This is a genomic window from Streptomyces vinaceus (genome assembly GCF_008704935.1).
Lineage (GTDB): Bacteria > Actinomycetota > Actinomycetes > Streptomycetales > Streptomycetaceae > Streptomyces > Streptomyces vinaceus.
The window spans coordinates 7163840-7187616 of the sequence record NZ_CP023692.1 but is presented as its reverse complement, the minus strand read 5'-3'; the positions used below and the strand labels follow the sequence as shown (position 1 = coordinate 7187616).

Annotated in this window: 23 protein-coding genes; 12 read left to right on the top strand and 11 right to left on the bottom strand. The window is 72.2% G+C overall.

What is annotated here, in order from left to right:
- Positions 1 to 32 precede the first annotated feature (32 nt).
- The 3 genes from CP980_RS32395 (at position 33) to CP980_RS32385 (ending at position 1697) form a co-directional block, all read left to right on the top strand.
- Positions 33 to 731 carry an alpha/beta fold hydrolase gene (locus tag CP980_RS32395; RefSeq protein WP_150529780.1) on the top strand — a complete coding sequence of 233 codons (699 nt, stop codon included), beginning with the start codon at positions 33 to 35 and terminating at the stop codon, positions 729 to 731.
- A 180-nt stretch (positions 732 to 911) separates the two neighbouring features.
- Complete coding sequence (locus CP980_RS32390; RefSeq protein ID WP_132760970.1) at positions 912 to 1430, top strand: P-loop NTPase family protein; 519 nt, start codon at positions 912 to 914, stop codon at positions 1428 to 1430.
- A 93-nt stretch (positions 1431 to 1523) separates the two neighbouring features.
- Positions 1524 to 1697, top strand: coding sequence for a CsbD family protein (locus tag CP980_RS32385; protein WP_099887950.1), 174 nt, complete (start codon positions 1524 to 1526; stop codon positions 1695 to 1697).
- 134 nt (positions 1698 to 1831) lie between these two features.
- On the opposite strand, the gene CP980_RS32380 is transcribed toward CP980_RS32385, so the two are convergent.
- Entirely contained in the window at positions 1832 to 2242 is a 411-nt protein-coding gene (locus tag CP980_RS32380) for an SsgA family sporulation/cell division regulator (protein ID WP_132760969.1), read from the bottom strand.
- A gap of 275 nt (positions 2243 to 2517) precedes the next feature.
- On the opposite strand from CP980_RS32380, the gene CP980_RS32375 reads away from it, so the two are divergent.
- Complete coding sequence (locus CP980_RS32375; RefSeq protein WP_229907367.1) at positions 2518 to 4272, top strand: SpoIIE family protein phosphatase; 1755 nt, start codon at positions 2518 to 2520, stop codon at positions 4270 to 4272.
- 98 nt (positions 4273 to 4370) lie between these two features.
- Positions 4371 to 4862: a hypothetical protein gene (locus CP980_RS32370; protein ID WP_229907368.1), complete on the top strand. Its 492-nt coding sequence runs from the start codon at positions 4371 to 4373 to the stop codon at positions 4860 to 4862.
- Positions 4863 to 4949: 87 nt separating this feature from the next.
- Here CP980_RS32370 and CP980_RS32365 read toward each other — a convergent pair whose 3' ends face one another.
- From CP980_RS32365 to CP980_RS32345, 5 genes are all read right to left on the bottom strand, one after another.
- Complete coding sequence (locus tag CP980_RS32365) at positions 4950 to 5978, bottom strand: iron-containing redox enzyme family protein (RefSeq protein WP_150529778.1); 1029 nt, start codon at positions 5976 to 5978, stop codon at positions 4950 to 4952.
- Positions 5975 to 6235: a CDGSH iron-sulfur domain-containing protein gene (locus tag CP980_RS32360; protein WP_373312988.1), complete on the bottom strand. Its 261-nt coding sequence runs from the start codon at positions 6233 to 6235 to the stop codon at positions 5975 to 5977. The genes CP980_RS32365 and CP980_RS32360 overlap by 4 nt, the downstream gene beginning before the upstream one ends.
- On the bottom strand, positions 6219 to 6860 hold the full coding sequence (locus tag CP980_RS32355) for a HemK2/MTQ2 family protein methyltransferase (protein WP_132761111.1): 642 nt from the start codon (positions 6858 to 6860) through the stop codon (positions 6219 to 6221). Before CP980_RS32355 ends, CP980_RS32360 begins: the two co-directional genes overlap by 17 nt.
- A gap of 86 nt (positions 6861 to 6946) precedes the next feature.
- Positions 6947 to 7177 (bottom strand): DUF6479 family protein, encoded by a 231-nt coding sequence (locus CP980_RS32350; protein ID WP_132760965.1) that lies wholly within the window; start codon positions 7175 to 7177, stop codon positions 6947 to 6949.
- A 105-nt stretch (positions 7178 to 7282) separates the two neighbouring features.
- A complete protein-coding gene (locus CP980_RS32345) occupies positions 7283 to 8329 on the bottom strand; it encodes a YihY/virulence factor BrkB family protein (RefSeq protein ID WP_229907369.1) in 1047 nt (348 codons plus the stop codon).
- Positions 8330 to 8538: 209 nt separating this feature from the next.
- Here CP980_RS32345 and CP980_RS32340 point away from each other — a divergent pair, with 209 nt between their 5' ends.
- The 5 genes from CP980_RS32340 to CP980_RS32320 all read left to right on the top strand — a co-directional run bounded on the left by CP980_RS32340 (position 8539) and on the right by CP980_RS32320 (position 15773).
- A complete protein-coding gene (locus tag CP980_RS32340; protein WP_150529776.1) occupies positions 8539 to 10773 on the top strand; it encodes a catalase in 2235 nt (744 codons plus the stop codon).
- 98 nt (positions 10774 to 10871) lie between these two features.
- A complete protein-coding gene (locus CP980_RS32335; protein WP_150529775.1) occupies positions 10872 to 11453 on the top strand; it encodes a DUF2231 domain-containing protein in 582 nt (193 codons plus the stop codon).
- A gap of 170 nt (positions 11454 to 11623) precedes the next feature.
- Complete coding sequence (locus CP980_RS32330) at positions 11624 to 12367, top strand: SDR family NAD(P)-dependent oxidoreductase (protein ID WP_150529774.1); 744 nt, start codon at positions 11624 to 11626, stop codon at positions 12365 to 12367.
- A 42-nt stretch (positions 12368 to 12409) separates the two neighbouring features.
- On the top strand, positions 12410 to 13993 hold the full coding sequence (locus CP980_RS32325) for an FMN-binding glutamate synthase family protein (protein WP_208834797.1): 1584 nt from the start codon (positions 12410 to 12412) through the stop codon (positions 13991 to 13993).
- A 52-nt stretch (positions 13994 to 14045) separates the two neighbouring features.
- On the top strand, positions 14046 to 15773 hold the full coding sequence (locus tag CP980_RS32320) for a thiamine pyrophosphate-dependent enzyme (RefSeq protein WP_150529773.1): 1728 nt from the start codon (positions 14046 to 14048) through the stop codon (positions 15771 to 15773).
- Positions 15774 to 15778: 5 nt separating this feature from the next.
- On the opposite strand, the gene CP980_RS32315 is transcribed toward CP980_RS32320, so the two are convergent.
- Positions 15779 to 16744 (bottom strand): LLM class F420-dependent oxidoreductase, encoded by a 966-nt coding sequence (locus CP980_RS32315; RefSeq protein WP_150529772.1) that lies wholly within the window; start codon positions 16742 to 16744, stop codon positions 15779 to 15781.
- Between the two features lie 53 nt (positions 16745 to 16797).
- On the bottom strand, positions 16798 to 17640 hold the full coding sequence (locus CP980_RS32310) for a class I SAM-dependent methyltransferase (RefSeq protein ID WP_150529771.1): 843 nt from the start codon (positions 17638 to 17640) through the stop codon (positions 16798 to 16800).
- A 273-nt stretch (positions 17641 to 17913) separates the two neighbouring features.
- On the opposite strand from CP980_RS32310, the gene CP980_RS32305 reads away from it, so the two are divergent.
- Positions 17914 to 20397 (top strand): SpoIIE family protein phosphatase, encoded by a 2484-nt coding sequence (locus CP980_RS32305; protein WP_150529770.1) that lies wholly within the window; start codon positions 17914 to 17916, stop codon positions 20395 to 20397.
- A gap of 67 nt (positions 20398 to 20464) precedes the next feature.
- On the opposite strand, the gene CP980_RS32300 is transcribed toward CP980_RS32305, so the two are convergent.
- Entirely contained in the window at positions 20465 to 21367 is a 903-nt protein-coding gene (locus tag CP980_RS32300; protein ID WP_150529769.1) for a GNAT family N-acetyltransferase, read from the bottom strand.
- A gap of 219 nt (positions 21368 to 21586) precedes the next feature.
- Positions 21587 to 22486 carry an NAD-dependent protein deacetylase gene (locus CP980_RS32295; protein WP_150529768.1) on the bottom strand — a complete coding sequence of 300 codons (900 nt, stop codon included), beginning with the start codon at positions 22484 to 22486 and terminating at the stop codon, positions 21587 to 21589.
- A gap of 132 nt (positions 22487 to 22618) precedes the next feature.
- On the opposite strand from CP980_RS32295, the gene CP980_RS32290 reads away from it, so the two are divergent.
- Positions 22619 to 23149, top strand: coding sequence for a GNAT family N-acetyltransferase (locus CP980_RS32290; RefSeq protein ID WP_150529767.1), 531 nt, complete (start codon positions 22619 to 22621; stop codon positions 23147 to 23149).
- A 29-nt stretch (positions 23150 to 23178) separates the two neighbouring features.
- Here the strand turns inward: CP980_RS32290 and CP980_RS32285 are convergent, their stop codons facing one another.
- The gene (locus CP980_RS32285) at positions 23179 to 23676 is read right to left on the bottom strand and encodes a ribosome-inactivating family protein (RefSeq protein WP_229907370.1); all 498 of its coding nucleotides are present in this window, start codon (positions 23674 to 23676) and stop codon (positions 23179 to 23181) included.
- Positions 23677 to 23777 lie beyond the last annotated feature (101 nt).

The window sequence follows — 23777 nt, the reverse complement described above, 5'->3', positions numbered from 1 at the left end:
AGCGGGCCTGTCCCTCCCGAACGGATACGGTCATGGCAACGATCAAGAACATCGTGCTCGTGCACGGCGGCTTCGTGGACGGATCGGGCTGGCAGGGGGTCTACGAGCACCTGACCGCTGACGGCTACCGGGTGGCCGTCGTCCAGAACACGACCCACTCGCTGGCCGGGGACGTCGCCGCCACCCGCCAGATCCTGGACGGCCTCGACGGCCCGGCCGTGCTGGTCGGCCACTCCTACGGCGGGGTCGTCATCACCGAGGCCGGCCACCACCCGAACGTCGCCGCGCTCGCCTACATCGCCGCGTTCGCTCCGGACAAGGGCGAGTCGGTCGGCTCCCTGATCGCCGATCCGGCGCCCGGTGCGCCGGTCCCGCCGATCCTGCCGCCCCAGGACGGCTTCCTCTTCCTGGACCGGGAGCGCTTCGCGGCTTCCTTCGCCGCCGACGTCCCCGCAGCGACGGCCGCGTTCATGGCCGACTCGCAGGTCCCCTGGGGCGTCGGCGCCCTCGACGGGGCGGTCTCCGAACCGGCCTGGCAGACCAAGCCGTCGTGGTACCTGGTCGCCACCGACGACCGCATGATCCCGCCGGCCGCCCAGCGCGCCATGTCCGAGCGGGTCGGGGCGACGGTCACCGAGACCCCCGGCAGCCACGCCGTCTACGTCTCCCGCCCGGCCGTCGTGGCGGCCGTCATCGCCCGGGCCGCGCACGGCCTCGACGCCCACTCCTGACCGCACGCCGCCGCCTGCGCCGACTGGCCCCGCCGGCACCACAGGTACCGATCTGTACCTGGACGGGGAGGAGTTCCGGGCCGCGTTCGCCGCCGGCCTGCCGAGCGCCACCATCCGCCTCATCGAGCAAGCCGCCCGCGCCACTGATGACGCCCTCCGGTGCCCGGGTAGGGTGCACCCGTGCAGCGGATCTTGGTGGTGGGTGTCACCGGCGCCGGCAAATCCACGCTCGCCCGGACCCTGAGCGACCGACTGGGCCTGCCGTACCACGAGATGGACGCGCTGTACTTCGACGGACCCGACTGGGCCACCAACGACACGTTCTCCGAGGACGTCTCGGCGCTCACCGCCGGACCGCGGTGGATCATCGACTCCCTCGGCTATCCGGAGGTCCGTGACCTGCTGTGGAACCGGGCCGACACCGTGGTGTGGCTGGACTACCCCAAACGCGTCATCATGCCCCGGGTGCTGCGCCGGTCCCTCCGGCGCACCGTCACACGCGAGGCCCTGTTCGGCGGCAACAGGGAGACCTGGAGGGACTGGCTGAGCCGGGAGCACCCCGCGTGGTGGGCCTGGTCGCAACACGCGACCCGGCACCGCGAAGTCGAGCGCCGTGTCCACGATCCCCGCTTCGCACCCCTCGACACCCTGCGCTTCGGCCACCCCGACGAGGCGTCAGCCTGGCTGGCATCCCTGTGATCCGGCCGGACGAGCCGGCCACGTTTGCCGTCGGCGATCCGGGTCAGACGCGCAGGGCAAGCAGTTCCCCGCACTTCCAGGGAGTGATCAGCTGTGTCGAAGGACGAGAAGGGCAAGGCCAAGACCGAGCAGGCCGAGGGCAAGCTCAAGGAAACGGCAGGGCGCCTGGTCGGCAACGAGCGGCTGACCGCCGAGGGCCGCGGCGAGGCCGCGAAGGGCGATGCCCGCCAGGCCAAGGAGAAGATGAAGGACATGTTCAAGCGGTGACCTGACCACACCGCTGAGCAGATCGGAACAGTGCGTCGGTCCCGAACCCGTCCGGGGTTCGGGACCGACGCACGTCCGGACCTCCCGCGTGGACGATCCCGCGTCCGCCACCCGCGCGTCAGCCCACCCGCGCGTCAGCGGGCCAGCAAATCGTCGAGGAGCTTGTCGACGTCGAGGAACTCCTCCCCCGCGCCGGTGACGGCGTACGTCTGGTGCAGGAAGTCCTTGAGCGCCCGGGCCTCCACGAAGAGGACGGCCTCCCCTTCCCGCTGCGCGGCGGGGCCCCGCAAGGCGATGCGGAGCTCGTCGGCTCCGGCCGCGCTGTGGGGGCAGAACGCGACGTCACCCTCGCCCACCGGACGGTGGAGTCCGTCGGCGAGCATCTGCCGGTCGAAGTGCCAACGGGCCAAGGGCGTGGCGCCGTCCAGGAACGTGGCCCGGACCGCGTACGGGTCCCGGCCGTCGTACGTGAACCGCGCGAGGAGCGGCAAACGGCCCCTCACCGCGTCCAGTTGGACAGTGATCAGGGCAGAGGTGAACGACATCGAGGGGCCTCCGGGATGGGCTGCACGGTTGTATTCGTCTGCCCCGCCTCGCCGATCGCACACGGCCCCGTCATGGGATAGCCCGCGGCGGTGTTCCGGCGCGCTGCGACCGGCCGAACGGCCCAGTGCCGTTCTACGATGTCCGTCCAGGGCTTCGGGACAACGGGACCGGAGGACAGATGTCGGAGCAGGGCCGGGTGTCCGGAGCGGACCCGGGAAGTGCCCGGCGGCGGGCTTTGAGCCTCGCCGGCCTGTCGGCGACCTCCGATTCGGGGATGGACCGCTTCGCCCGCCTGGTATCTCGGCTGCTGCGCGTGCCCATGGCCTTCGTTTCGCTGTTCGAGGAGGACCGGGAGATCCTGCCCGGTCTGTTCGGTCTGCCCCAGCCCTGGGCCGACGCCCGCGCCCTGCCGCCGCACGGGCTCTGGCGGAGCGGGGAGGCCTCGGGGCGTCCCCTTGTCGTGGCCGACGCACGCACCGACGAGCGGCTCCGTACCGCCCCGGCCGTCGCCGGTCTCGGGGCCGTCGCGTATGCCGGGATGCCGCTGACCGACGGCGACGGGGTCGTCCTGGGCGCCCTGTGCGCCGTCGACCGCGAGCCCCGCGCCTGGAGCGACGGGGAGCTGTCCGATCTGGAGGACCTGGCCAGGGCCTGTTCCGCCGAGCTGTGCCTGCGCATCCTGTCGGCGCAGAGCAGGTCCGTCCAGCAGGTGCTGGAGACCGCGCGGGCCGGCGCCGACCGCGCCCGAAGCGACGCGCAGCGCCTGGAGCGCGAGGCCCAGGCCGGGCTGGACCATGCCGAGCTGCTGCTGAGGGCGTCGGAGGAGCTGGCCCAGACCTCCGGGCTGGAGGACGTCCGCCGAAGGCTGCGGGACCTTTTCGTCGGCGCCGGGAAGCCCGCGTACGTCGGCCTGCTCGTCGCCGACAAGGACGAACTGCACCGGGTGCCCGACCCGGACGTCGAGCACGCGGTGGAGCGCGAGGTCCTCACGATGCCCGTGACCGCGGCGTTCCCGAGCACGCGCGCCCTGCGGGAGCGGCGTCCGGTCTTCGTGCCCGACCGCGAGGCGCTCGTCGCCGACTACGGGCCCGAGGCGCTCGGCGTCTTCGACCGCATGGGCTTCACCACCCTGCTGTGCCTGCCGCTCTGGGGCAGCCGCACCGTGCTGGGCGTCCTCGCGATCTGCTGGGCCAAGAAGCACGAGGTGGGCGTCACCGAGCGGGCCACGCTCACCGCCGCGTCCGGTTACATCGCGCAGGCGGTGGAGCGCGCCCTGTACCTCGACGAGCGGATCTCCGTGGCCAGGCAGCTCCAGGAGGCCATGCTCACCGATCTTCCCCGGGCCGACCCGCTCGAAATCAGCGCCCTGTACGAGCCCGCCGCGGTCGACGACATGATCGGTGGGGACTGGTACGACGCCTACCTCCTGCCGCCGGCGTCGTCGGGCGAGCCCGGGGCACTCATGATCACGGTGGGCGACATCACCGGCCACGACATGCACGCCGCCACGATCATGGGGCAGGTCCGCAGCATGCTGCGGCAGGCCACCCTCGACCACCCCCCGTACAGCCCCGCCGCCGCCCTGACCGCCCTCGACGCCGCGTGCTCGGTCCTGCCCGTCGAGGCCGCCGGCACACTGGTCCACGCGCGCATCGCCCCGGCCGACGACGGTCCCGGCTGGACGCTGACCTGGTCCAACGCCGGCCACCCGCCTCCACTGCTCCGTACGCCCGACGGCCGGGTGACCGTCCTGACCGAGCACGACATCCTGCTCCACCACACGCTGGGGCCGCTCCCGCGCACCGAGGCACGGCGCGGCCTTCCACCGGGCTCCACGCTGCTGCTCTACACCGACGGGCTCGTCGAGCGCCGCGGCCACGACATGGACGCCTCCACCGCACGCCTCGTCGGCTTGCTCGCCCGCCACGGTGAGCGTCCGCCGGCCGAGCTGCTCCGCCACATCAGCGCCGGGCTGGCCCAAGCGGCTCCCGAGGACGATGTCGTCGTGCTGGCCCTGCGCGTTCCCTGACGGCACGACGTCCGCCGGTTCGGCTTGACGGATCGAAACCGGGGTAGGCGCCGACCGTGTTCGGCGGACCGTCCGGGCGCGGATCCAAGGAGCAATTCATGATTCTCATCCTCGGACTCATCATTCTGATCGCCGCCGTCGTCGTCGGTCTGGCCGGAGTATTCGGCAATACCGGCCCGGGACACGGTCTCGGCACAGGTGGCGATTTCTCGATTTTCGGTTATCACGCGACCGGTTCGACCGGCGCGCTGTTTCTGATCGGAATCATCGTGGGCGCCGCAGCCCTGCTGGGTCTGGCCCTCGTCATGATGGGCACCCGTCGCTCGGCGCGGGCCCGACGGAAAATGGGCACATCGCGCCGTGAGGCCGCGGCCATGGAGCGCGAGCACGAGCACGCTCGCGAGCGCGAAGAACTGATCCGGCAACGTGACGACGCCCGCGCCGAGACCGCCGCCCACGACGACGCCCGCGGGACGGCTGCACCGGCGGCCGAGACGGCTGCTCCTGTGACGCACGCTCCGACGGACGCCTCGACGGACGCCCCGCGCAGGCGGGGCCACTGGTTCGGCCACCGGACCGCGCATCGCTGAGGGCAGCGAGGGCGGCGCTCCGCGAGCGATCCACCAGGGCCTGGGCCGATGCCCCGCATCGGCCCAGGCCCTACGGCTGCGGCGGCCCTACGGCTGCGGCAAGGGGGAACGCAACGCGCTGACTCCCTGGTCCCAGGCCTGGCCGATGTGGGTCGCGAGGCGGTCCTCCAGCAGGACGGTCGCCGCGCACCCGAAGGCGATGTCCGCCTCTACGCCCGGCTCTTCGGCCAGCAGGCCCTCGATGACCTCATGGCGTACGACCTGCTCGTGGACGGCGTCGGCCTCCACGTGCTCGGCGTAGAAGTGCTCGGCGGCGGATCCCGCCCCGCAGCGCCGCATGGCCTTGGCCAGGCGCCTCGACCCGGGTGACGAAGTGACCTCGACGCACGCGAAGTGCCCGACGAGAGCGCCGCGCCGGGCCCGGTGGAGCCCGAAGAGGGACATCAGGTTCACGGTCGCGAGCAGGGGCGCCGGAGCGTGGTCCAGGTAATGGCCGTACGCCGGATCCAGGCCCAGGTCGGCCATGAGGTCCGCGAAGAGCTTCGCGTGGATGCGGTCGGCGCGCCCGGCGCCGAACTCGTCGTACTCGATGGCCACCATCGCGGCCTTCGCCCTGCCGGTGAGCCGGGGGACCACCCAGAGGTGCGGGTCGGCCTCCTTGAGGTGGTAGAGCGAGCGCAGGGCCGCGTACTCACGCAACTGCCAGAGTTCCCCCTGGGTTTCGAGGCGGTGGCTCAGGCTGCCCGAGAGGTCGACGGGCTCGACGAGCAGCGGGTCGAAGGCCTCTGCGACCGAGCGGGGGGCGCGGGACAGCTCGCTGCTCAGGGCGTGGAGGAAGCGGGTCTCCAGGGCCTGGCGCAGCCGCAGCAGGTCCGGGTCCCATTCGCGCTCGTCGTCCACGCCTTCGAAGCCGCGGTAGTGCAGTTCGTAGAGGAGGTACAGCGCGAGCTGGAGGTCCTCACCCCACGGGTCCGCCTTCAGCACGGACGCGGTGGCGTGGACCGGCCGGCCGCCCGACCGCAGGGCCTGCGTCACGGCGCGGGACAGCTCGCCCCGCCCCTCGACGAGGCGGGGGCCGGCGGCGGTCTCCGTGGCGCTCGGGCTGGGAGGGGTCATCGGGGCTTCCTGTTCCCGGGCGGCGGTTCCGCCCGCTCGCGTCGGCGGTGGCTGGTGTCGCACCAGGGGTAGGCGCGGCTGCGACGGCAGGTGCACAGCGCGACCATGAAGCGGTCCGAGCGGGCGACCGTCCCGTCGTCCAGCACGATCTCGACCGGACCCTCGACCAGGACCGGGCCCTGCGGATCCACACATACCCGGCGGGCGGGCGCCGTCGCGGGAACCCGGCGCGGGCCGGGGTCATTCGGACTCGGCACGGATGATCACCAGCTCTTCCCACTCCTGGGCCTGTGCCGCGAGTCCCCGCTGCTCCAGCCAGGCCCGTCGCGAACGCAGTACGGGGCCCCAGGGCACGGAGGCCTTCGCCGTGACCGCGGCGGACAGCCCCGCCCCGGCCAGGCGGTCGAGCGTGCGCTCGGCCCCGCACATCCCGGAGTGCACCATGAGCAGGACGCCGCCGGGACGCAGCAGGGCGGGCGCGTCGGCGCAGATCCGGTCGATGACCCCGCGGCCGTCCGGACCGGCGTCCCAGGCCCGCCTCGGCCCGTACGACGGCAGCCTGTCGCCCGGGGCGGGGACGTACGGCGGATTCGTGATGACCAGGTCGAAGCGGCGCCCCGCGGTGCGTGCCGCGAAGTCGCCGTGCAGGACGCGCAGGGGCACCCGTCGGCGCAGGGAGTTCAGCCGCGCCGTGACCACGGCGGGCCAGGAGACGTCGACCGCCGTGACGCGCGCTCCCCTGCCCGCGGCGTGCAGGGCCAGCGCACCGGTACCCGTACCGATCTCCAGTGCGTCCGTGCGCGGCCCCAGCTCCTCCCGGTCGAGCGCCTCGGCGAGGAGGAGGGTGTCCGCCTGCGGCCGGTAGACGCCCGGCAGGGCCATCAGGCCGTAGTCGACGGGCCGCGGGGGCGAGGACGGCTCCGCAGCGTACGGCGCCTCTCGTCCCTCTCGCAGCGCACCGGGCCCGCTCACGCGCGCGGCTCCCCGTCGCTCGTGCTGCCGTCCGGCGTCTGCCACGAATCCTCGCGCCCACGGGCCACGGGGTTCTGCTCGGCCGGCCGTGCCGGCGCGCGGCGTCGCGCGCTGCGGCGGCTGCCGTACCAGAACGCGCCGATCAGAAGGACGACCACGACCACGCCGGCGAAAATGAGGAAAAGCGCTCCCTGGCCTTCGGCCGCAAGGGTCTCGGTAGGAATCATGGCTGGCGCCTACCCGTAATCCGCGAGCTTATTTACGGGACATCTCCGCCCGGAATTCCGACGGCGAACGGACGGTTCTGCTCAGGCGGCGCGATCCTGCCCGGGTCACCGCTCCATACGGCGGCGGTCCTCTTCGTTCCAGGCGGTGGTTTCACGGGGCCGGACATACGGTTCCGCATTTTCGGGCAGCCCGCCCGCCACCGCACGCCGGCGCGCCAGTTCCGCGTCGAACTCCAGCCCGAGGAGGATCGCGAGATTGGTGATCCACAGCCAGACCAGGAACACGATGACACCCGCTACGGTCCCGTACGTCTTGTTGTAGGAGGCGAAGTTCGCGACGTAGAACGCGAACCCGGCCGAGGCGGCCATCCAGATCACCAGAGCCAGGACGCTGCCGGGCGTGACCCACCTGAATCCGCGGCCCTTGGCGTTCGGCGCCGCCCAGTACAGCAGCGCGATCATGATCGTGACGAGGAGCACCAGGACCGGCCATTTCGCGATCGACCACACGGTGAGCACGCTGTCGCCGACGCCCAGGACGGTGCCCGCCTGCCGGGCGAGTCCTCCGGTGAACACCACGATCAGCGCACTGCCGCACGCGAGCACCATCAGCGTCACCGTGAGCGCCAGGCGCAGCGGCAGCACCTTCCACACCGGGCGGCCCTCGGGTATGTCGTAGACGGCGTTCGCGGAGCGGATGAACGCGGCGACGTAGCCGGAGGCGGACCACAGCGCCACGAGGAGACCGACGACCGCCATCAGTGACCCGATGCCGCTGCGGCCCTGGAGCTGCTCGACCGCGTTCGTGATCACGTCCCGCGCGGAGCCGGGAGTCAGCGGCCGCACGCTGTCCAACAGGCGCCGGGTCGTCGACTCGCCGGCCAGGCCGAGCAGGGAGACGAGGACCAGGAGGGCGGGGAAGATCGCCAGCACCCCGTAGTAGGTCAGGGCCGCGGCGCGATCGGCCAGTTCGTCGTTGCGGAACTCCTCGGCCGTGCCGCGCAGTACCGCCCGCCAGGACCGTGCGGGCAGGTCGGAGGGCCGGTCCGGCGCCCGCGCCTCGACCAGGTCGCTCGGGCCCGCCGTGGCGTCCCGCCCGGTGTTGCCATGATCACGGTCGTCGCCTTGGCCACGCTTCGTAGGAGGTGTCACACCCCTCGGCTTTCCGCATCGCGGCCACTCATGCCCGTACGGCGCGCGCCATCGTGTTGCGCCGAACGGACCGAACCAAAGGGGAGGAATCGCATCACCCCGCGACATCAAAGAGAGGTGTGCGGGTAGCCGGACATCATGGACCCCAACACTCACACCCCGCTCCGCGCTGTCGCGACCGGACATGGGCAACGGGAAGGAGAACGACGATGACGAAGCAGCAGGCATCGAGCGACACCGCCGGGAACGACTTGCCGGGCAAGCCCGGCCCGCAGTCACCGCAGCTCGCCGAGCCGACCGAGCCCACCGGGCCCCTTCCCCCGAAGCCCGACCAGAACGGCCCCGAGACGGTGGGCCCCACCGGACAGGCCACGGGAGCGGACCAGGCACGCGTGGCGCAGAGCGGCGCCTACCTGACGACGGCCCAGGGCACGCGTCTGCCCGACTCCGACCACTCCTTGAAGGTCGGAGCGCGCGGCCCGGTGCTGCTCCAGGACCATCACCTGCGCGAGAAGATCACCCACTTCGACCACGAGCGGATCCCGGAGCGGGTGGTCCACGCCCGCGGCGCCGCCGCGCACGGCGTCTTCCGGGGCTACGGAACCGCCGCCGAGGTGTGCAAGGCCGCGTTCCTCGCCAAGGACGTGGAGACGCCCGTGTTCGTACGGTTCTCCACCGTGCTCGGCTCGCGCGGTTCGGCCGACACCGTGCGCGACACGCGTGGCTTCGCGACGAAGTTCTACACCGACGAGGGCACCTTCGACCTCGTCGGCAACAACATCCCGGTGTTCTTCATCCAGGACGCCGTCAAGTTCCCCGACGTCATCCACGCCGGCAAGCCGCATCCGGACCGCGAGATCCCGCAGGCGCAGAGCGCGCACGACACGTTCTGGGACTTCGTGTCCCTGCACACCGAAGCCACGCACCACACGCTCTGGAACATGTCCGACCGCGCCATCCCGAGGTCGTTTCGGATGATGGAGGGATTCGGAGTCCACACCTTCCGGCTGGTCAACACCGCCGACGAGAGCGTACTGGTCAAGTTCCACTGGAAGCCGAGGCTCGGCGTGCACTCCCTGGTCTGGGAGGAAGCCCAGCTGATCAACGGGATGGACCCCGATTTCCACCGCCGCGACCTCTTCGACGCCATCGAGTCCGGCGCCTTCCCCCAGTGGGAACTCGGCATCCAGGTCTTCCCCGACACCCCCGAGCAGACGTTCGAGGGCATCGACCTCCTCGACCCGACGAAGATCGTCCCGGAGGAGCTCGCACCCGTTCAGCCCATCGGGCTGATGACCCTCAACGCCAACACCAGGAACTACTTCGCCGAGACCGAGCAGGTCGCCTTCCACCCGGGCCATCTGGTCCCCGGCATCGACGTCACCGACGATCCGCTGCTCGCCGGCCGGCTCTTCTCCTACCTCGACACCCAGATCAGCCGGCTCGGCGGCCCGAACTTCGGCCAGATCCCGATCAACCGGCCGCACGCCCCCGTCAACGACATGCTCCGCGACGGCATGCACCAGAGCGCCGTCCACACCGGCGTGGCCCCCTACCGGCCCAACAGCCTCGACGGCGGCTGCCCGTTCCTCGCCGGAGCCGATGCGGCCGCCTTCGTCGAAACCCCCGTGGAGGTACCGGCGGCGAGCAAGGTCCGTGAGGCGCCCGCCTCCTTCTCGGACCACTTCACCCAACCCCGCCTCTTCTGGCTGAGCATGACCGAGCCCGAGCGCGAGCACATCATCGCCGCCTACACCTTCGAACTGAGCCACTGCTACGAGCAGGCGATCAAGGAACGCACCCTGCAGGTACTGGCGAACATCGATCCGCAGCTGTGCGAACAGGTCGCCACGGGCCTGGGACTGCCGGTCCCCGCCGCCACGGTGCCGCTCGTCGCGGCCGAACCCAGCCCCGCCCTCTCCCAGATGGGAGGGACCTGGCCGACCGACGGCCGCGTCGTCGGCGTCATCGCCGACCCGGCATCCGACCTGGACGGCGTACGCACCGCCCGGCAGGCCGTCCTGGACGCCGGCATGGTACCCCTCGTCATCGCCCCGACCGGCGGCGCCCTCGACCCCGACGGTGAACCCATCGCCGTGCAGCGGACCTTCGCCACCGCCCGCTCCGTCGAATTCGACGCCCTCCTGCTGGCCGGTGTACCGCAGGCCGGCGCGGACGCGTACGGCGCCCGCGACGCCAAGGCCGGCACCGCCCGGCCGCCGGAAGCCCCCGACCCGCGCGTCCTGCTGCTCCTCACCGAGGCGTACCGTCACGGCAAGGCCGTCGGAGGCTGGAACGGCGCGGACCGGCTCCTCGAAACCGCGGGCATCACGGCAGACGAACCGGGGATCGTCGTCGCCACGAGCGCCGGCGCGGTCGTGGAAGCGCTGAAGACGGCGCTCGGCGGACATCGGGCCTGGGACCGGTTCCCCACCGCCTTGTGAGCGCGGCCCCGGGGCGGCTCCCCCATTGGCAGGCCAGTCGTTCGGGTGCACTCGAAGCCGGGGCGGGATCACGACGCGACACCGGGTAGGCGTCGTGTATGACCTCATACACCCTCGACGACTCGGCCACAGCCGGGCAGAGCGCAGTCATCGACACGGCCTCGACATGGTGGCTGACGGCCTTGGACCGGCTGGAGCGGACGACGGTGGCGGACCCTGCCATCAAGGCGCTCCAGCGGGGGATCCGCTCACTCCCCCTCGGTGTGGTGCGCGATCTGCTGCGCGGCAGGCCGCTGGGCCACCCGGTGCATCCGGTGCTGGTCCAGGTACCCATCGGATGCTGGCTGTCGGCCGCCGTATTGGACGTCGTACCCGGCAATCGGGGTGCGACGACGACCCTCACCGCAGTCGGCCTCGCCGGCATCGCCCCGGCGGCGATGGCCGGCTGGGCGGACTGGGCGGACCTCCCTCCCGAGCAGGCCCGGGTCGGGCTGGCCCATGCGGCCTCCAACGCGGCCGCGGTGGTCTGCTACGCCGCGTCACTGGCGTCGCGGCTGCAGGGCCGTTCGGCGAAGGGCCGCCTGTGGTCGCTCGGCGGCCTCGCCGCCGTCGCCGTCAGCGGTGCACTGGGCGGGCACGTGGCCTACCGGCAGGCCGTCGGAGCCTACCCCGCCACATGAACCCACCCCGCGTACGCCCTTCGGGCAGACCCGCGTCGACTCCCCGCTCGGCGCGGCGCACGGTGCGCCGGCTCGTGCCAGGATGCGGGCCACGGCGCATCGGCACGACGTCGCGCCCGGCGACCGGTGACCGGCGACTGGTGACACGTCCCGCCTCGACGAGGAGACCCGTGAAGCACACGACCAGCCGCATCCTGGTGACGGGTTCCGCGGACGGCCTGGGACGGGCCGCGGCGCAGTCCCTGCTGTCCGCGGGCCACGAGGTGGTGGTGCACGCCCGCAATCCGGAGCGTGCGGCAGCCCTCACCCCGCTGCTGGAACGGGGAGCGGGCGTGGTGGTGGGTGATTTCACGGACCGCGACGCCGTACGGCGCATCGCCGACGAGCTGAACGACACCGAGCCGCTCGACGCGGTCATCCACAACGCGGGGGTGTGGAACGGCCCGGCGGTCATGCCGGTCAACGTCGTCGCGCCGTACCTGCTCACGGCCCTGCTGCCCCGACCCCGCCGCCTGGTGTACCTGAGCAGCGGCTCCCATTACGACGGCCACCCCCACCCCTCGCTCGCCGGCATCGACTGGCGGGGCGAGCACGCGGGCTCGTACGCGGACAGCAAGCTGTTCGTCACCGCGCTCGCGGCGGCCGTGGCCCGCCTGCGCCCGGGGGTGTCGAGCAACGCCGTGGATCCGGGCTGGGTGCCGACGAGGATGGGCGGGCCGCACGCCCCGGACGATCTCGAACTCGGCCACAGGACACAGGAGTGGCTGGCGACGAGCGAGGACGACCAGGCCCTGACGAGCGGCGGGTACTGGTACCACCGCCAGTTGCGGCCGCCGCATCGAGCCGTCCACGACCAGGAGTTCCAGGAACGCCTGCTGCGAGCGCTGGCCGACGAGACGGGCGTCACGATCTGAACCCGGACGGATGTCGGGAGGAGTTCGGGACAGAAGCACGGGGTGCTGAAGATACCTCTCGTGATCCTGCTCGCCCTGCTCGCCGCTTGCGCGTCGGCCGCCGCCGCCCTGTCCACCCCCTGGTTCCTGGCCCTGGCCGTCCCGTTGGTCCTGCTCACGCTGGTGGCCGTACACGATCTCGTACAGCGTCGGCACTCGGTCCTGCGCAACTACCCGGTGCTCGGGCACTTCCGCTTCGCCCTGGAGGCCCTGCGGCCGGAGATCCAGCAGTACTTCATCGAGCGCAACTTCGACGGCCGTCCCTTCGACCGGGACACCCGCAGCATCGTCTACGAGCGGGCCAAGGGGACCGACGCCGAGGAGCCGTTCGGTACCGAGCTCGACCTGTACCGGCCCGGCAGCGAGTACCTCACGCCGTCGATGGCGCCGCGGCCCGTGCGCACGGATCCGCCCCGGGTACGGATCGGCGGACCCGACTGCACCCGCCCGTACGACATGTCCCTGCTCAACGTGTCGGCGATGAGCTTCGGCTCGCTGTCGGCCAATGCCGTGCTCGCCCTCAACTCCGGTGCGCGCGCGGGCGGCTTCGCCCACGACACCGGCGAGGGCGGGCTGTCGGAGTACCACCTGCGCCCCGGCGGGGACCTCGTCTGGGAGATCGGAACCGGCTACTTCGGCTGCCGTACCGACGAAGGGGGCTTCGACGAGAAGAAGTTCGCCGCCAAGGCCGCGCACGAACAGGTCAAGTGCGTGTCGTTGAAGATCAGCCAGGGCGCCAAGCCGGGTATCGGCGGCGTCCTGCCGGGAGCCAAGGTCAATGCCGAGATCGCGGAGGTCCGCGGTGTACCGCAAGGGAAAACGGTCGTGTCGCCGCCGTTCCACCGCGTCTACTCCACGCCGCGCGAGCTGGTGCGCTTCCTGGCCCGGATGCGCGAGCTCGCCGACGGTAAACCCGTCGGCTTCAAGCTCTGCGTCGGCTCGCGCCGGGAGTTCCTCGCCGTGTGCAAGGCCATGCTGGAGGAGGGCACCACGCCGGACTTCATCATCGTCGACGGCGCGGAGGGCGGAACGGGCGCCGCACCGCTGGAATTCGCCGACCACATCGGCATGCCGCTCGGCGAGGGGCTGATGACCGTGCACAACGCCCTCGTGGGGGCGGGTCTGCGCGAGCGGATCCGCATCGGGGCCAGCGGCAAGGTCGCCACCGGCAGTGACCTGGTCAAACGTCTCCTCCAGGGCGCCGACTACACCAATGCCGCCCGCGCCATGATGTTCGCGGTCGGCTGCATCCAGGCGCAGCGCTGCCACACGAACACCTGCCCCGTCGGCGTCGCCACCCAGGACGAGCGCCGGGCCCGCGCCCTCGACGTCGGCGACAAGGCGCAGCGCGTGCAGCGCTTCCAGGAGGCCACGGTCAAGAGCGCCCTGCAGATCATGGCGGCGATGGGCGTCGACGAGCCGTCCGGGCTGCGCCCGCACCAGCTGGTGCAGCGGGTGGACCCGCATACCGTCCGCTCCTACGCGGAACTGCACGAGTGGCTCACACCGGGGCAACTGCTCGCATCAGCGCCCGAGGGCTGGGCATCCGACTGGCGGGCGGCCGACCCGGACCGCTTCACCCACTGACACCGCGCCGGCCCTCCCCCCGGGGGCCGCACCTGGACCGAAGGGCACTCCTGTGGCACGTACCGTCGCCCACGTGATCGTCGACGCACTCAAAGAACTGGGTGTCCGGCACGTCTTCGGCGTCGTCGGGGACGCCCTCAACCCCCTGACCGACGCCATCCGCACCACCGACGACCTGGACTGGGTCGGCTGCCGGCACGAGGAGGCCGCGGCTTTCGCCGCCTCGGCGCAGTCGCAGCTGTCCGACACGCTCGGGGTGTGCATGGGCACGGTCGGGCCCGGGTCCGTGCACCTCCTCAACGGGCTCTACGACGCGGCCAAGAGCCGCACGCCGGTCCTGGCGATCTGCGGGCAGGTCCCCCTCGCCGAGGTCGGCAGCGACTACTTCCAGGAGGTCGACAACGACCTGCTCTTCCGCGACGTGGCCGTCTACCGGGCCACGGTCACCTCGCCCGACCAGATGCCGCGGATGCTCGAATCGGCCGTGCGCGCCGCCGTCACCCAGGGCGGTGTGGCCGTCCTGACCGTCCCCGGTGACCTGGGCGACCAAGAGCTGAGCGAGGACCGCCCCACGCGCTTCGCCCTCGCCGCGCCGCGCACGCGCCCCGAGGACCCGGCCCTCGCCGAGGCCGCCGAGCTGCTGAACTCCGCCTCCCGCGTCACGCTGCTCGTCGGCCGCGGGGCGCGCGGGGCCCGTACCGAGGTGCTCCGGGCCGCGGAGCTGCTGGCCGCGCCCATGGTGCTCACGCTCAAGGCGAAGGAGGGGTTCGAGGGCGACAACCCGTTCCAGGTGGGGCAGACGGGCCTCATCGGCAATCCGGCCGCGGCGCACGCACTCGACAGCGGGGACGCGCTCCTGATGCTGGGCACCGACTTCCCCTACCGCGACTGGTACCCGACGGGCTGCAAGGTGGTCCAGGTGGACACCCGTGCGGAGCACCTGGGCCGCCGGGTCCCGGTGGACGTGGGCCTCGCGGGCGACGTCGGGGCCACCCTGCGCGCCCTGCTGCCGCTGCTGGAGGAGGCCGGCGATCGTACGCACCTGGACGGCGCCCGGGACCGGTTCGCGCGCTGGGAGGAGGGGCAGCGCAAGCTGGCCGACCCGGGCCACGAGCGCCGCTGGACCGGAAAGCTGCGGGCCGCCCTGGACAACCGGGACCACGAGATCCGCCCGGAGGCCCTGGCCGCCGCGGTGGACCGGTACGCCGACGAGGACGCCGTGTTCACCTCGGACACCGGCATGGCGACCGTCTGGCTGTCCCGCTTCGTCGCCATGCGCGGCGGCCGGCGGCTGATCGGCTCGTACAACCTCGGCTCGATGGCGAACGCCATGCCGCAGGCCCTCGGGGCCCAGCTGTGGGCGCCGGACCGGCAGGTCGTCGCCTTCTGCGGCGACGGCGGGCTGAGCATGCTGCTCGGGGACCTGATGACGATCAAGACGTACGGGCTCCCGGTGAAGCTCGTCGTCTTCGACAACCGCCGGCTGGGCATGGTGAAGCTGGAGCAGGAGCAGGCGGGACTGCCCGAGTTCGGTACGCAACTCGACAACCCCGATTTCGCCGCGGTCGCCACGGCCCTCGGCATCACGGGGATCCGGGTCACCGATCCGGCCGAACTCCACGACGGTGTGCGCCGGGCCTTGCAGACGCCGGGACCGGTCCTGCTGGACGTACTGACGAACCCCGAGGAAGTGGCCGTGCCGGGCAAGCCGACCGTGGCCCAGGGATGGGGCTTCGCCATCGCCAAGGTCAAGGAGACGCTGTCGAGCCGCGAGGACTGACGTTCTCACAGCTCCCGCAGCGCCGGCAGCAGCTTGCTCTCGGACCAGTCCAGGAAGGGCTGCTGCCGGTCGCCGCCGATCTGGACCAGGGCGACCTCGGTGAATCCCGCGTCCACGTAGGGGCGTACGGCTTCGACGAAGGCGTCGACGTCCTCGCCGCAGGGGACGGCGTCGGCGACGTCCTCGGGCCTGGTGTGCTGCGAGGCCTGGGCGAAGCCGGCCGGACCGGGCAGTTCCGCGTTGACCCTCCAGCCGCCCAGCGCCCAGCGGAACTGGTCGTGCGCCCGGGCCACCGCCGCATCGCGGTCGGGGTCGTAGGAGACCGGCAGCTGGCCCACGCGCGGCTTGCCGGAGCCGCCGTGCGCGTCGAACGCGGTCAGCAGCTCCCGCTTCGGCTCGGTGGCGATGAGCAGGTCGCCGTGGTGGCCCGCGAGCTCGCAGGAACGGTCACCGGAGACGGCGATCCCGATCGGCGGCGGATCGTCGGGGAGGTCCCAGAGCCGGGCGTTCTCCACGTCGAAGTGGGCGCCGTGGTGGCTGACGTACCCTCCCTCGAACAGGGAGCGGATGATCTCCACCGCCTCGTGGAGCATGTCGAGGCGTACGTGGGCGGCGGGCCAGCCCGCGCCGACGATGTGCTCGTTGAGGTTCTCGCCGGAGCCCAGGCCCAGCCGGAAGCGCCCCTGGGACAGGAGCTGCATCGTGGCCGCCTTCTGGGCGATCACCGCGGGGTGATAGCGGAAGGTCGGGCAGGTCACGTACGTCATGAGCGGGATCCGGGAGGTGGCCTGCGCCGCGGCGCCCAGGACGCTCCACGCGTAGGGCGCGTGTCCTTGGGCCTCCAGCCAGGGGAAGGAGTGGTCGGAGATGACGGAGAAGTCGAATCCCGCCCGCTCCGCCGCCACCACGTGGTCCACCAGGTCCCGGGGGCCGGCCTGCTCGGTCATCATCGTGTAGCCGATTCGCACCATATCGGGCGCCTTACCGTTTCGGAGCCGTTGAAACGCCCCTGCCGAAGCCACCCCTAGCCGGGCGCGACTCCGCTCCGGCGCGCGGTGAACAGGAGGTACTCCCACTCCATCGCCCCGTCCTGGAGCGCGTCACCCGCCAGTTCGTCGAGGGCCCGGTCCAGGGCGGCGGTCTTCTCGGGAGCCTCGGCGATGTTCCGGTAGACCGCGATGGTCGGGCCGTAGGTGGCCTTGAAGAACTCGCGGAACTCCTCCGGCTTCGCGAAGCGGTCCACGCGGACCGTCTGCCGTCGCGCGTCGACCCCGTCGACGCGGTCACCGAGGAGGGCACGGACGTGCTCCTCGCGCCCCCACAGGGGTGGCGGCTGCGCTCCCGGGGGCGGCGGAGGCGCGTACGGCTTCATGGTGGTGAACATCCGCCCGATGAAGCCCTCCGGGGTCCAGCTGATCAGCCCGATGATGCCGCCCTTCCGGCAGACCCTGACCAGTTCGTCGGCGGTGTCCTGGTGGTGCGGGGCGAACATGACCCCGACGCAGGACATGACCGTGTCGAACTCCCCGTCGGCGAAGGGCAGCGCCTCGGCGTCGGCCACCTCCCAGCGCAGTTCGGCGCCGCGCGCCGCCGCGTCCCGCCGTCCCACGTCCAGCAGCTCGGGGGTGAGGTCGGAGGCGATCACGTCGCCGCCGGCCAGCGCGGCCGGAATGGCGGCGTTCCCCGCTCCCGCGGCGACGTCGAGTACCCGGTCGCCGTGCTTCACCCCGCAGGCCGTGACCAGGACGGGGCCGAGGGCCCCGACGACCTCCTTGGCGACCGCCGGGTAGTCGCCGAGTGCCCACATGGTCCGGTGCTTCGCCTTGAGCGCGCGGTCAGCGTCGCCCGCGTCCGTCGTGTCGGTCATGCCGTCCGCCTCCTTCGCCTGGTGCCGAATCCGATTCCGCATCCCGCATCCCGCATCCCGGATCCCCACCTGTTTCGAGCATAGGAACCCGCTCGGGACCCGGCCCGGCGACCGCCGCCGGGTCCCGCTCGCACCGCGCGACGGGCGGGGCGACGATGGGGACGATGGGAAGGCAGGTCTCCTCCTCCTGACTCGCGCCGACCGTACGAGGGGCGACAGCATGGAGGGAGGGCGGTCGACCGCGACGGCCCGTGCAGGAGGGCACTACGGATCGTGACCAGGCAGCGCTTTGCGTTCTGCGGGGCGGAGCTGGCCGCTGTCTACGTCCTCGCCGACGGCGGCAAGGAACTCCACCTGGCCGAGATGACCGGAAACCGCTCCATGCTCTACGGACTGCCCGCGGTCCTCTCGGTGGACGGTCACTCCCCGGCCGCGGAGGCCTACCGTACGGGCCGCCCGCTGTGGCTGACCCCGAAGGCGCTCGCCGCGTACGTGGAGGAGGACCCGCACCACTTCCCCGGCCGGGTACGGGACGACTCCGTCAAGGCTTCGCCGGCCAGACTCTCGCTCGGTGCCATACCGCTCGGGCACGGCGCCAGGGAACTGGGCTGCCTGGTCGTCGCCGGCGACGTCCCCGACGGCTTCAGCAGCGATCGGCGGAACCTGCTGGAGCTGTACGCCGACCAGGTCGCCGCCGGACTCGAATCCGCGGCCGCCCACCCGACCGGGCGTACGGCCGCCCCGCGCCCCGTACTGGGACACACGCTGGTCCCGATGCGGGGCGGAGCGTTCATCCTGGACCTCGCCTCGGGCCGCATGGAGGCGCACGCACGCGCACTGGAGCTGCTCGGGATCCCGCCCGACGAGTTCGGCGGCAACGTGGAGACGCTGCTGGAGCGTGCGGTGCCGGACGACGTCCCGGCGCTGATGGCCGTCGTGGAGCCGGACGGGCTCACGACGGATCCGCAGCAGCTGGCGTTCCGCATCCGCGGGCCCGGGGGTGAACTGCGCTGGCTGGGCCTGCGGTGCCGGGTGATGACGGACGAGGACGGCACCCCCGTGCGTGTCCTCGGCGTCGTGGCCGACGCCTCCTACCTGCGCCCGAGTGCCGACGAAGTCTCCATCGTCCAGCGGCTGTCGACCAAGCTGGCCGGCGCGACGACCGTCAGGGACGTCAGCCAGATCGTGGTCAACTCCCTGCGCGGCCCGCTGGACGCGAGCCGGGTCGCGGTCGCCGAAGTGGAGGCCGACCGGCTCGTGATCACCGTACTCGACCCTCCCGAACCGCGCGCATGGCCGGACATGTGGCGCTCGGAATGGCGATCCGAGTGGCCCGACGCCTCGATGCACGACCTGCCCACGCTGCAGAACGCGCTGCGGGAGGGCCATGTGAGCCTGTGGCCGCCGGGTGCGGACGTCGAACCCGCCCTCGCCGGCATCGGGCCCGGTGGGCTCGCGGTCCTGCCGCTGCCGGCGGACGGCCGGATGGTCGGGGTCTGCCTCGTCGGCTGGGACGGCGAGCACCGGTTCGGTCCGGAGGAGCGGTCGCTGCTGACCGCGACGGCGGGGCTGGTGGGGCAGGCGCTGACGCGCGCGCACGCCCTGGACGCGGGCCATGAGCTCGCCACGATGCTCCAGCGCAGCCTGCTGCCGCGCAAACTGCCCTCGCTGCCCGGCGGGATGGCCGTGGCCCGGTACCTGCCCGCGACCGTGGGTCTCGAAGTGGGCGGCGACTGGTACGACGTCATCCCGCTCAGCGACGGCCACGTGGCCCTCGTCATCGGCGATGTGCAGGGCCACAGCGCCGGAGCCGCGACCATCATGGGCCAGATACGGACGGCGGTGAGGGCCTACGCGGTGGAGCGGCATCCGCCCGACGTGGTCATCGCCCGGGCCAACCGGCTGCTCGTCGGTATGGAGACGGACCTGTTCGCCACGTGTCTGTACGTGGACCTGGACATGGAGGAGGGCATCGCCTGGTTCGTCCGCGCCGGCCACCTCCAGCCGATCCTGCGCAGCCCGGACGGCCGCACCGAGGAGTTGGCCGTCGAGGGAGGACCACCGCTGGGAGTGGTCGCGGACGCCGAATTCCCCATGACGGAGGTGGGCCTGGTCCCGGGGAGCATGCTAGCCCTGCTGACGGACGGGATGGTCGAGTCGTCCAACGTCCGTCTGGAGGACGGGATGCGCCGGGTGTGCGAGGTACTGGCCACGGCGGAGCCGGAGGACCCGGGGATGGTGGCCGACGAACTGCTCTCGGGCGTCAACCGGCGGGACGACGACGTGGCGTTGTTGCTCTTGCGCTACGACGGCACCCGCGTCCGGCCGATGCGGACGAACTGGACCGTCTGGCGGCTTCCCGACGCCGTCCATCACGCCCGCCGTTTCGCCGCGCGCGCCCTGCGCTCGTGGGGTGTGGAGGAGGAGGTCGACATCGCCCTGCTGGTGGTGTCCGAGCTGGTCACCAACGCGATCGCCCATACGCAGGGAGAGGTCCGGCTGGACCTGACCCTGTCCTCGGACCGGCTGCGCATCGCCGTGAACGACGCCTCGCCCCGCAGCCCGGTCAAGCCCGCGTCGGTGGACTGGTCGGCGACCGGAGGCCGCGGGCTCCTCATCGTCGAGGCGACGACCGCGTCGTGGGGGTCGGTGCCGCTCAGCAGCGGCAAGCAGGTGTGGGCCGAGGTTCCGCTGGCGCCGGGCGAACGGCTCGCCCGCCCGCGCGTGACGGCGGCGCCTCCGCCGCAGGCGGCTTAGTACGTTCCTCCCGAGCGGTCCGGACCCGGCCTCGGGGGCCCGGACCACTCACCGCGTGCTGGTCCCGTCAGGCCGCTCGGCCCGCCGGGTGGAAGTTGATGCGTTCGCGGACGACGGGGAAGCCGGCCTTGGCGAAGTGCGCGGCCATGGGGAAGTTGCCGCGGTCCGTCGCTCCGCTCACGTACTGCGCGCCCTGCGCGACGAGGAAGTGCGTGCACTCCGCGAGGAGGTCGTAGGCGTAGCCGTGGCCGCGCTGCTCCGGGACGACTCCGATGAAGCCGATGGTGGGGCCGGAGGGGTTGTGAGCCGGGATGTGGATGCCGGCCAGGTCGCCCTCGGGCGTGCGGGCGACCTGCCACCACTCCCGCGGGGAGGGACACCAGTGGAAGAAGTCGAGTTCCTCCTGGGCGGCCTGGTCGAGGCCGCCCTCCGCCACGGCCCTGAGCGCGTGGGCGTCCAGGGTGACGGAGTGGATGCGGCGCAACGCCTCGAAGAACACGGTGTCGTCGGGTTCGGCATCGAAGCGCAGGCGTCCGGGCCGCTCGGGCAGACCCCGCTCGGGCGTCCAGCGGTACAGGAAGCGTTCCACCAGGAGTTCGTACCCTGCGGCTCGTGCGGCGGCGAAGCGGGCCTCGGCGGCGGAGCGCAGGTCGGGCTTCTCCCGCCAGTCGCCGGGCAGGTTGATTTCGAGTTCGACCCGCCAGGGGGCGGAGCGCAGGAGTGTGGCCCCGGCCTCCTCCTCGCCCTCGGCCACGTCGAACCAGTTGATGTTGACGGGCTCCGCGTCGTCGGGGCCGCCCCACCACGCGCCGCGTGCGACGACCTCGCCGTCGCGCAGGGCGACGCGCTGCCAGTCGGGGCGGAACCGGGTACGCCGATGGCCTTCACGGGCGCCGAGGGGGTCGGGGTGTGCGTCGAAGAGGTGAGCGTCGCTCGCGGTGAGGGTACGGATGGTGACCGGACCGGTCATGGATTCCTCCGGGATACAGGCTGCTTGGAGCGCTCCCGGTCAGAACTGACGAACCGCGCCGGGACGAGGGAAGGGGGAGCGCCGGAAAGGTGTCACACACACGGCAGTCGCCTCCTTCCGTTCGTCTCTGGGCGCGGGGCCACACAATATGGGAGCTCCAGAGAGCCCGTCCACGGATTTCCGCACCGGGCGCGGGCTGGGCACGGCGGGCGGGGTGGCTCAGGTTGCCGGGTCTTCGTCGAGCGGGACGTCCAGGCGGTCGGCCAGGGCGGTGAGGGTCGGGCCCAAGGGGAGTGCGACCCGGGTGAGGGCGTGCTCGTCGCCGCGGGTGGGGTCGTTGTTGACGATCAGAACGGGCTTTCCGGCCCGGGCCGCCTGCCGGACGAACCGCAGCCCGGACATCACCGTCAGTGAGGACCCCAGGACCAGGAGGGAGCCGGCATCGGCGACCAGCGCGCGGCAGTGCTCGACCCGCCCCGGCGGAACGGATTCACCGAAGAACACCACGTCCGGCTTGAGGACACCGGCGCACCGCGCGCACGGCACCACGCGGAAGTCCCCGACCTGCTCGTCGGTGAGGTCGGCGTCCCCGTCCGGGTTGAGTGCGGCGGCGACGGGCTCGAATCCGGGATTGGCCTGCGCGAGCCGCAGGGCGACTTCCCGGCGCGGTTCGAAGGAGCCGCACGAAAGGCAGACGACTCGCTCCAGGCTCCCGTGGAGTTCCACCACGCCCGCGCTGCCGGCGGCCTGGTGCAGCCCGTCGACGTTCTGGGTGATCACGCCCGAGAGCAGCCCGCGCCGCCCGAACGCGGCCACGGCCCGGTGCCCCGCATTGGGCCGGGCCCGGCCGAACGTGCGCCAGCCGAGGTGGCTACGGGCCCAGTACCGGCGCCGGGCCTGGGCGTCGGCGGTGAATTCCTGGTAGGTCATCGGGGTGTGCCGGCGCAGGCTCCCGCCCTCGCCCCGGTAGTCGGGGATGCCCGACTCCGTGGACATGCCGGCCCCGCTGAGCACCAGTACGCCGCCGCTGCGCAGCGCGTCGGCGACCGGCTCCGGATCGGTGGTGCCGGGCCGCAGGCCCGCGGGGGGCGTCCAGCTCAGAGTGGGGCGCATGTGCATGTCCGCCAGCGTACGCAACAGTCCGCGCGCCGGCCCCGGCCCGACGGGAGGCCGCACACAGTGCACCGTCTCCGACGCGTAGAGAAGCACCCCGCTGGACGAAGGGACGTCCCGGAACGGGAACATGTCGGGATGGACCACTTGTCTTCTGCGCCACCGACAGCGGTGCGCCTCACGCGGTACACGAAGTCCGAGCAGGCCGAGATCCTCGGTGAGGGTGCCGATCCGTTCGGTGTCGCTGACGCCGGTTTGACATGGCTGCCCAAGGAAGAGCATTTCGGCGTCAGGCTGGAAGGCCGGCTCGTGGCACATACGGGCCTGCTCCGGGTGCCCGTGTCGGTCGGCGGCGCCGAGGCCGAGGTGGTGGGAGTGGGCGGGGTGGCCGTCGCGGCGGACGTACGCGGGCGGGGGCTCGCCCGCCTCGTCATGACCGCGGCCCTCGGCCACGCACGGACGATGGGCCCTCGGCACGGGCTCCTCTTCTGCCGACCGCCGCTCGTCCCCCTGTACCGGCGGCTGGGCTGGCAGGTGTTGGAGCAGGACGTCAGGGTGGAACAACGCGAGGGTCCCGTGATCATGCCGCTGCGCACCATGTGGACGCCGCTGCGCGAGGGTGCGCAGTGGCCGGCCGGAGGGGTACGCCTGCTCTCGTACCCCATGTGACCGGCCACAGCGGACACCGCCGAGGAATTTCAGGCGGGTGCCGCGTCCGACAGGCGTCCGCCGGTCATCCAGATGCGCGACATGGCATCGGCCAAAGCGGGATATCGGGCGGCCTCGCAGACCATTTCCGAGAGCACGAGAATTCCGTGCGCGGTGCACTTCGGATCGCGGTTCCGGTGCAGCCAGGTCACCGCGTTGCCGAGCTGCCGGCGCCCCAGTGAGATCCCCAGTCGCCGCACGGCGGCGGCCGTTTCCAGGTCGGAGCGGCCTCCGCCGAACGGCAGGACTTCGGTTCGACGGATCCCGGGTGGCGGGGCGGAGTCCCGCACGTGCCGGACGCACGCTTCCCGCGGGGCCTGCCCGTTCTCCAGGGTGTTGCGGAATCCGACGATGCGCATGCCCGCGTTCTGCAGGCAGAGCTCGATGTAGAGGTCGATGGACAGGCCCCGCAGCTGGATGTGCAGGGGCAGGAAGGCCTTTTCTCCCGGCTGCCGGGAGGCGCCGCCGAAGAATCCCTGAGCGTCCACCGCCCTCGACCGGATGGTCGACGTGAGGAGCTGGTAGTCGTCCGCCGACGCGTGAGCCGGCGAAAAGGACACGGGTTTCAGCACGGTCGGCCGCATCACGG

Coding starts and splice junctions, on each gene's coding strand:
- CP980_RS32395 (WP_150529780.1), top strand. CDS start 33: ATGGCAACGATCAAGAACATCGTGCTCGTGCACGGCGGCTTCGTGGAC.
- CP980_RS32380 (WP_132760969.1), bottom strand. CDS start 2,242: ATGTCGTTCACCTCTGCCCTGATCACTGTCCAACTGGACGCGGTGAGG.
- CP980_RS32375 (WP_229907367.1), top strand. CDS start 2,518: ATGGACCGCTTCGCCCGCCTGGTATCTCGGCTGCTGCGCGTGCCCATG.
- CP980_RS32370 (WP_229907368.1), top strand. CDS start 4,371: ATGATTCTCATCCTCGGACTCATCATTCTGATCGCCGCCGTCGTCGTC.
- CP980_RS32365 (WP_150529778.1), bottom strand. CDS start 5,978: ATGACCCCTCCCAGCCCGAGCGCCACGGAGACCGCCGCCGGCCCCCGC.
- CP980_RS32355 (WP_132761111.1), bottom strand. CDS start 6,860: ATGGCCCTGCCGGGCGTCTACCGGCCGCAGGCGGACACCCTCCTCCTC.
- CP980_RS32350 (WP_132760965.1), bottom strand. CDS start 7,177: ATGATTCCTACCGAGACCCTTGCGGCCGAAGGCCAGGGAGCGCTTTTC.
- CP980_RS32340 (WP_150529776.1), top strand. CDS start 8,539: ATGACGAAGCAGCAGGCATCGAGCGACACCGCCGGGAACGACTTGCCG.
- CP980_RS32335 (WP_150529775.1), top strand. CDS start 10,872: ATGACCTCATACACCCTCGACGACTCGGCCACAGCCGGGCAGAGCGCA.
- CP980_RS32315 (WP_150529772.1), bottom strand. CDS start 16,744: ATGGTGCGAATCGGCTACACGATGATGACCGAGCAGGCCGGCCCCCGG.
- CP980_RS32310 (WP_150529771.1), bottom strand. CDS start 17,640: ATGACCGACACGACGGACGCGGGCGACGCTGACCGCGCGCTCAAGGCG.
- CP980_RS32300 (WP_150529769.1), bottom strand. CDS start 21,367: ATGACCGGTCCGGTCACCATCCGTACCCTCACCGCGAGCGACGCTCAC.
- CP980_RS32295 (WP_150529768.1), bottom strand. CDS start 22,486: ATGCACATGCGCCCCACTCTGAGCTGGACGCCCCCCGCGGGCCTGCGG.
- CP980_RS32290 (WP_150529767.1), top strand. CDS start 22,619: ATGGACCACTTGTCTTCTGCGCCACCGACAGCGGTGCGCCTCACGCGG.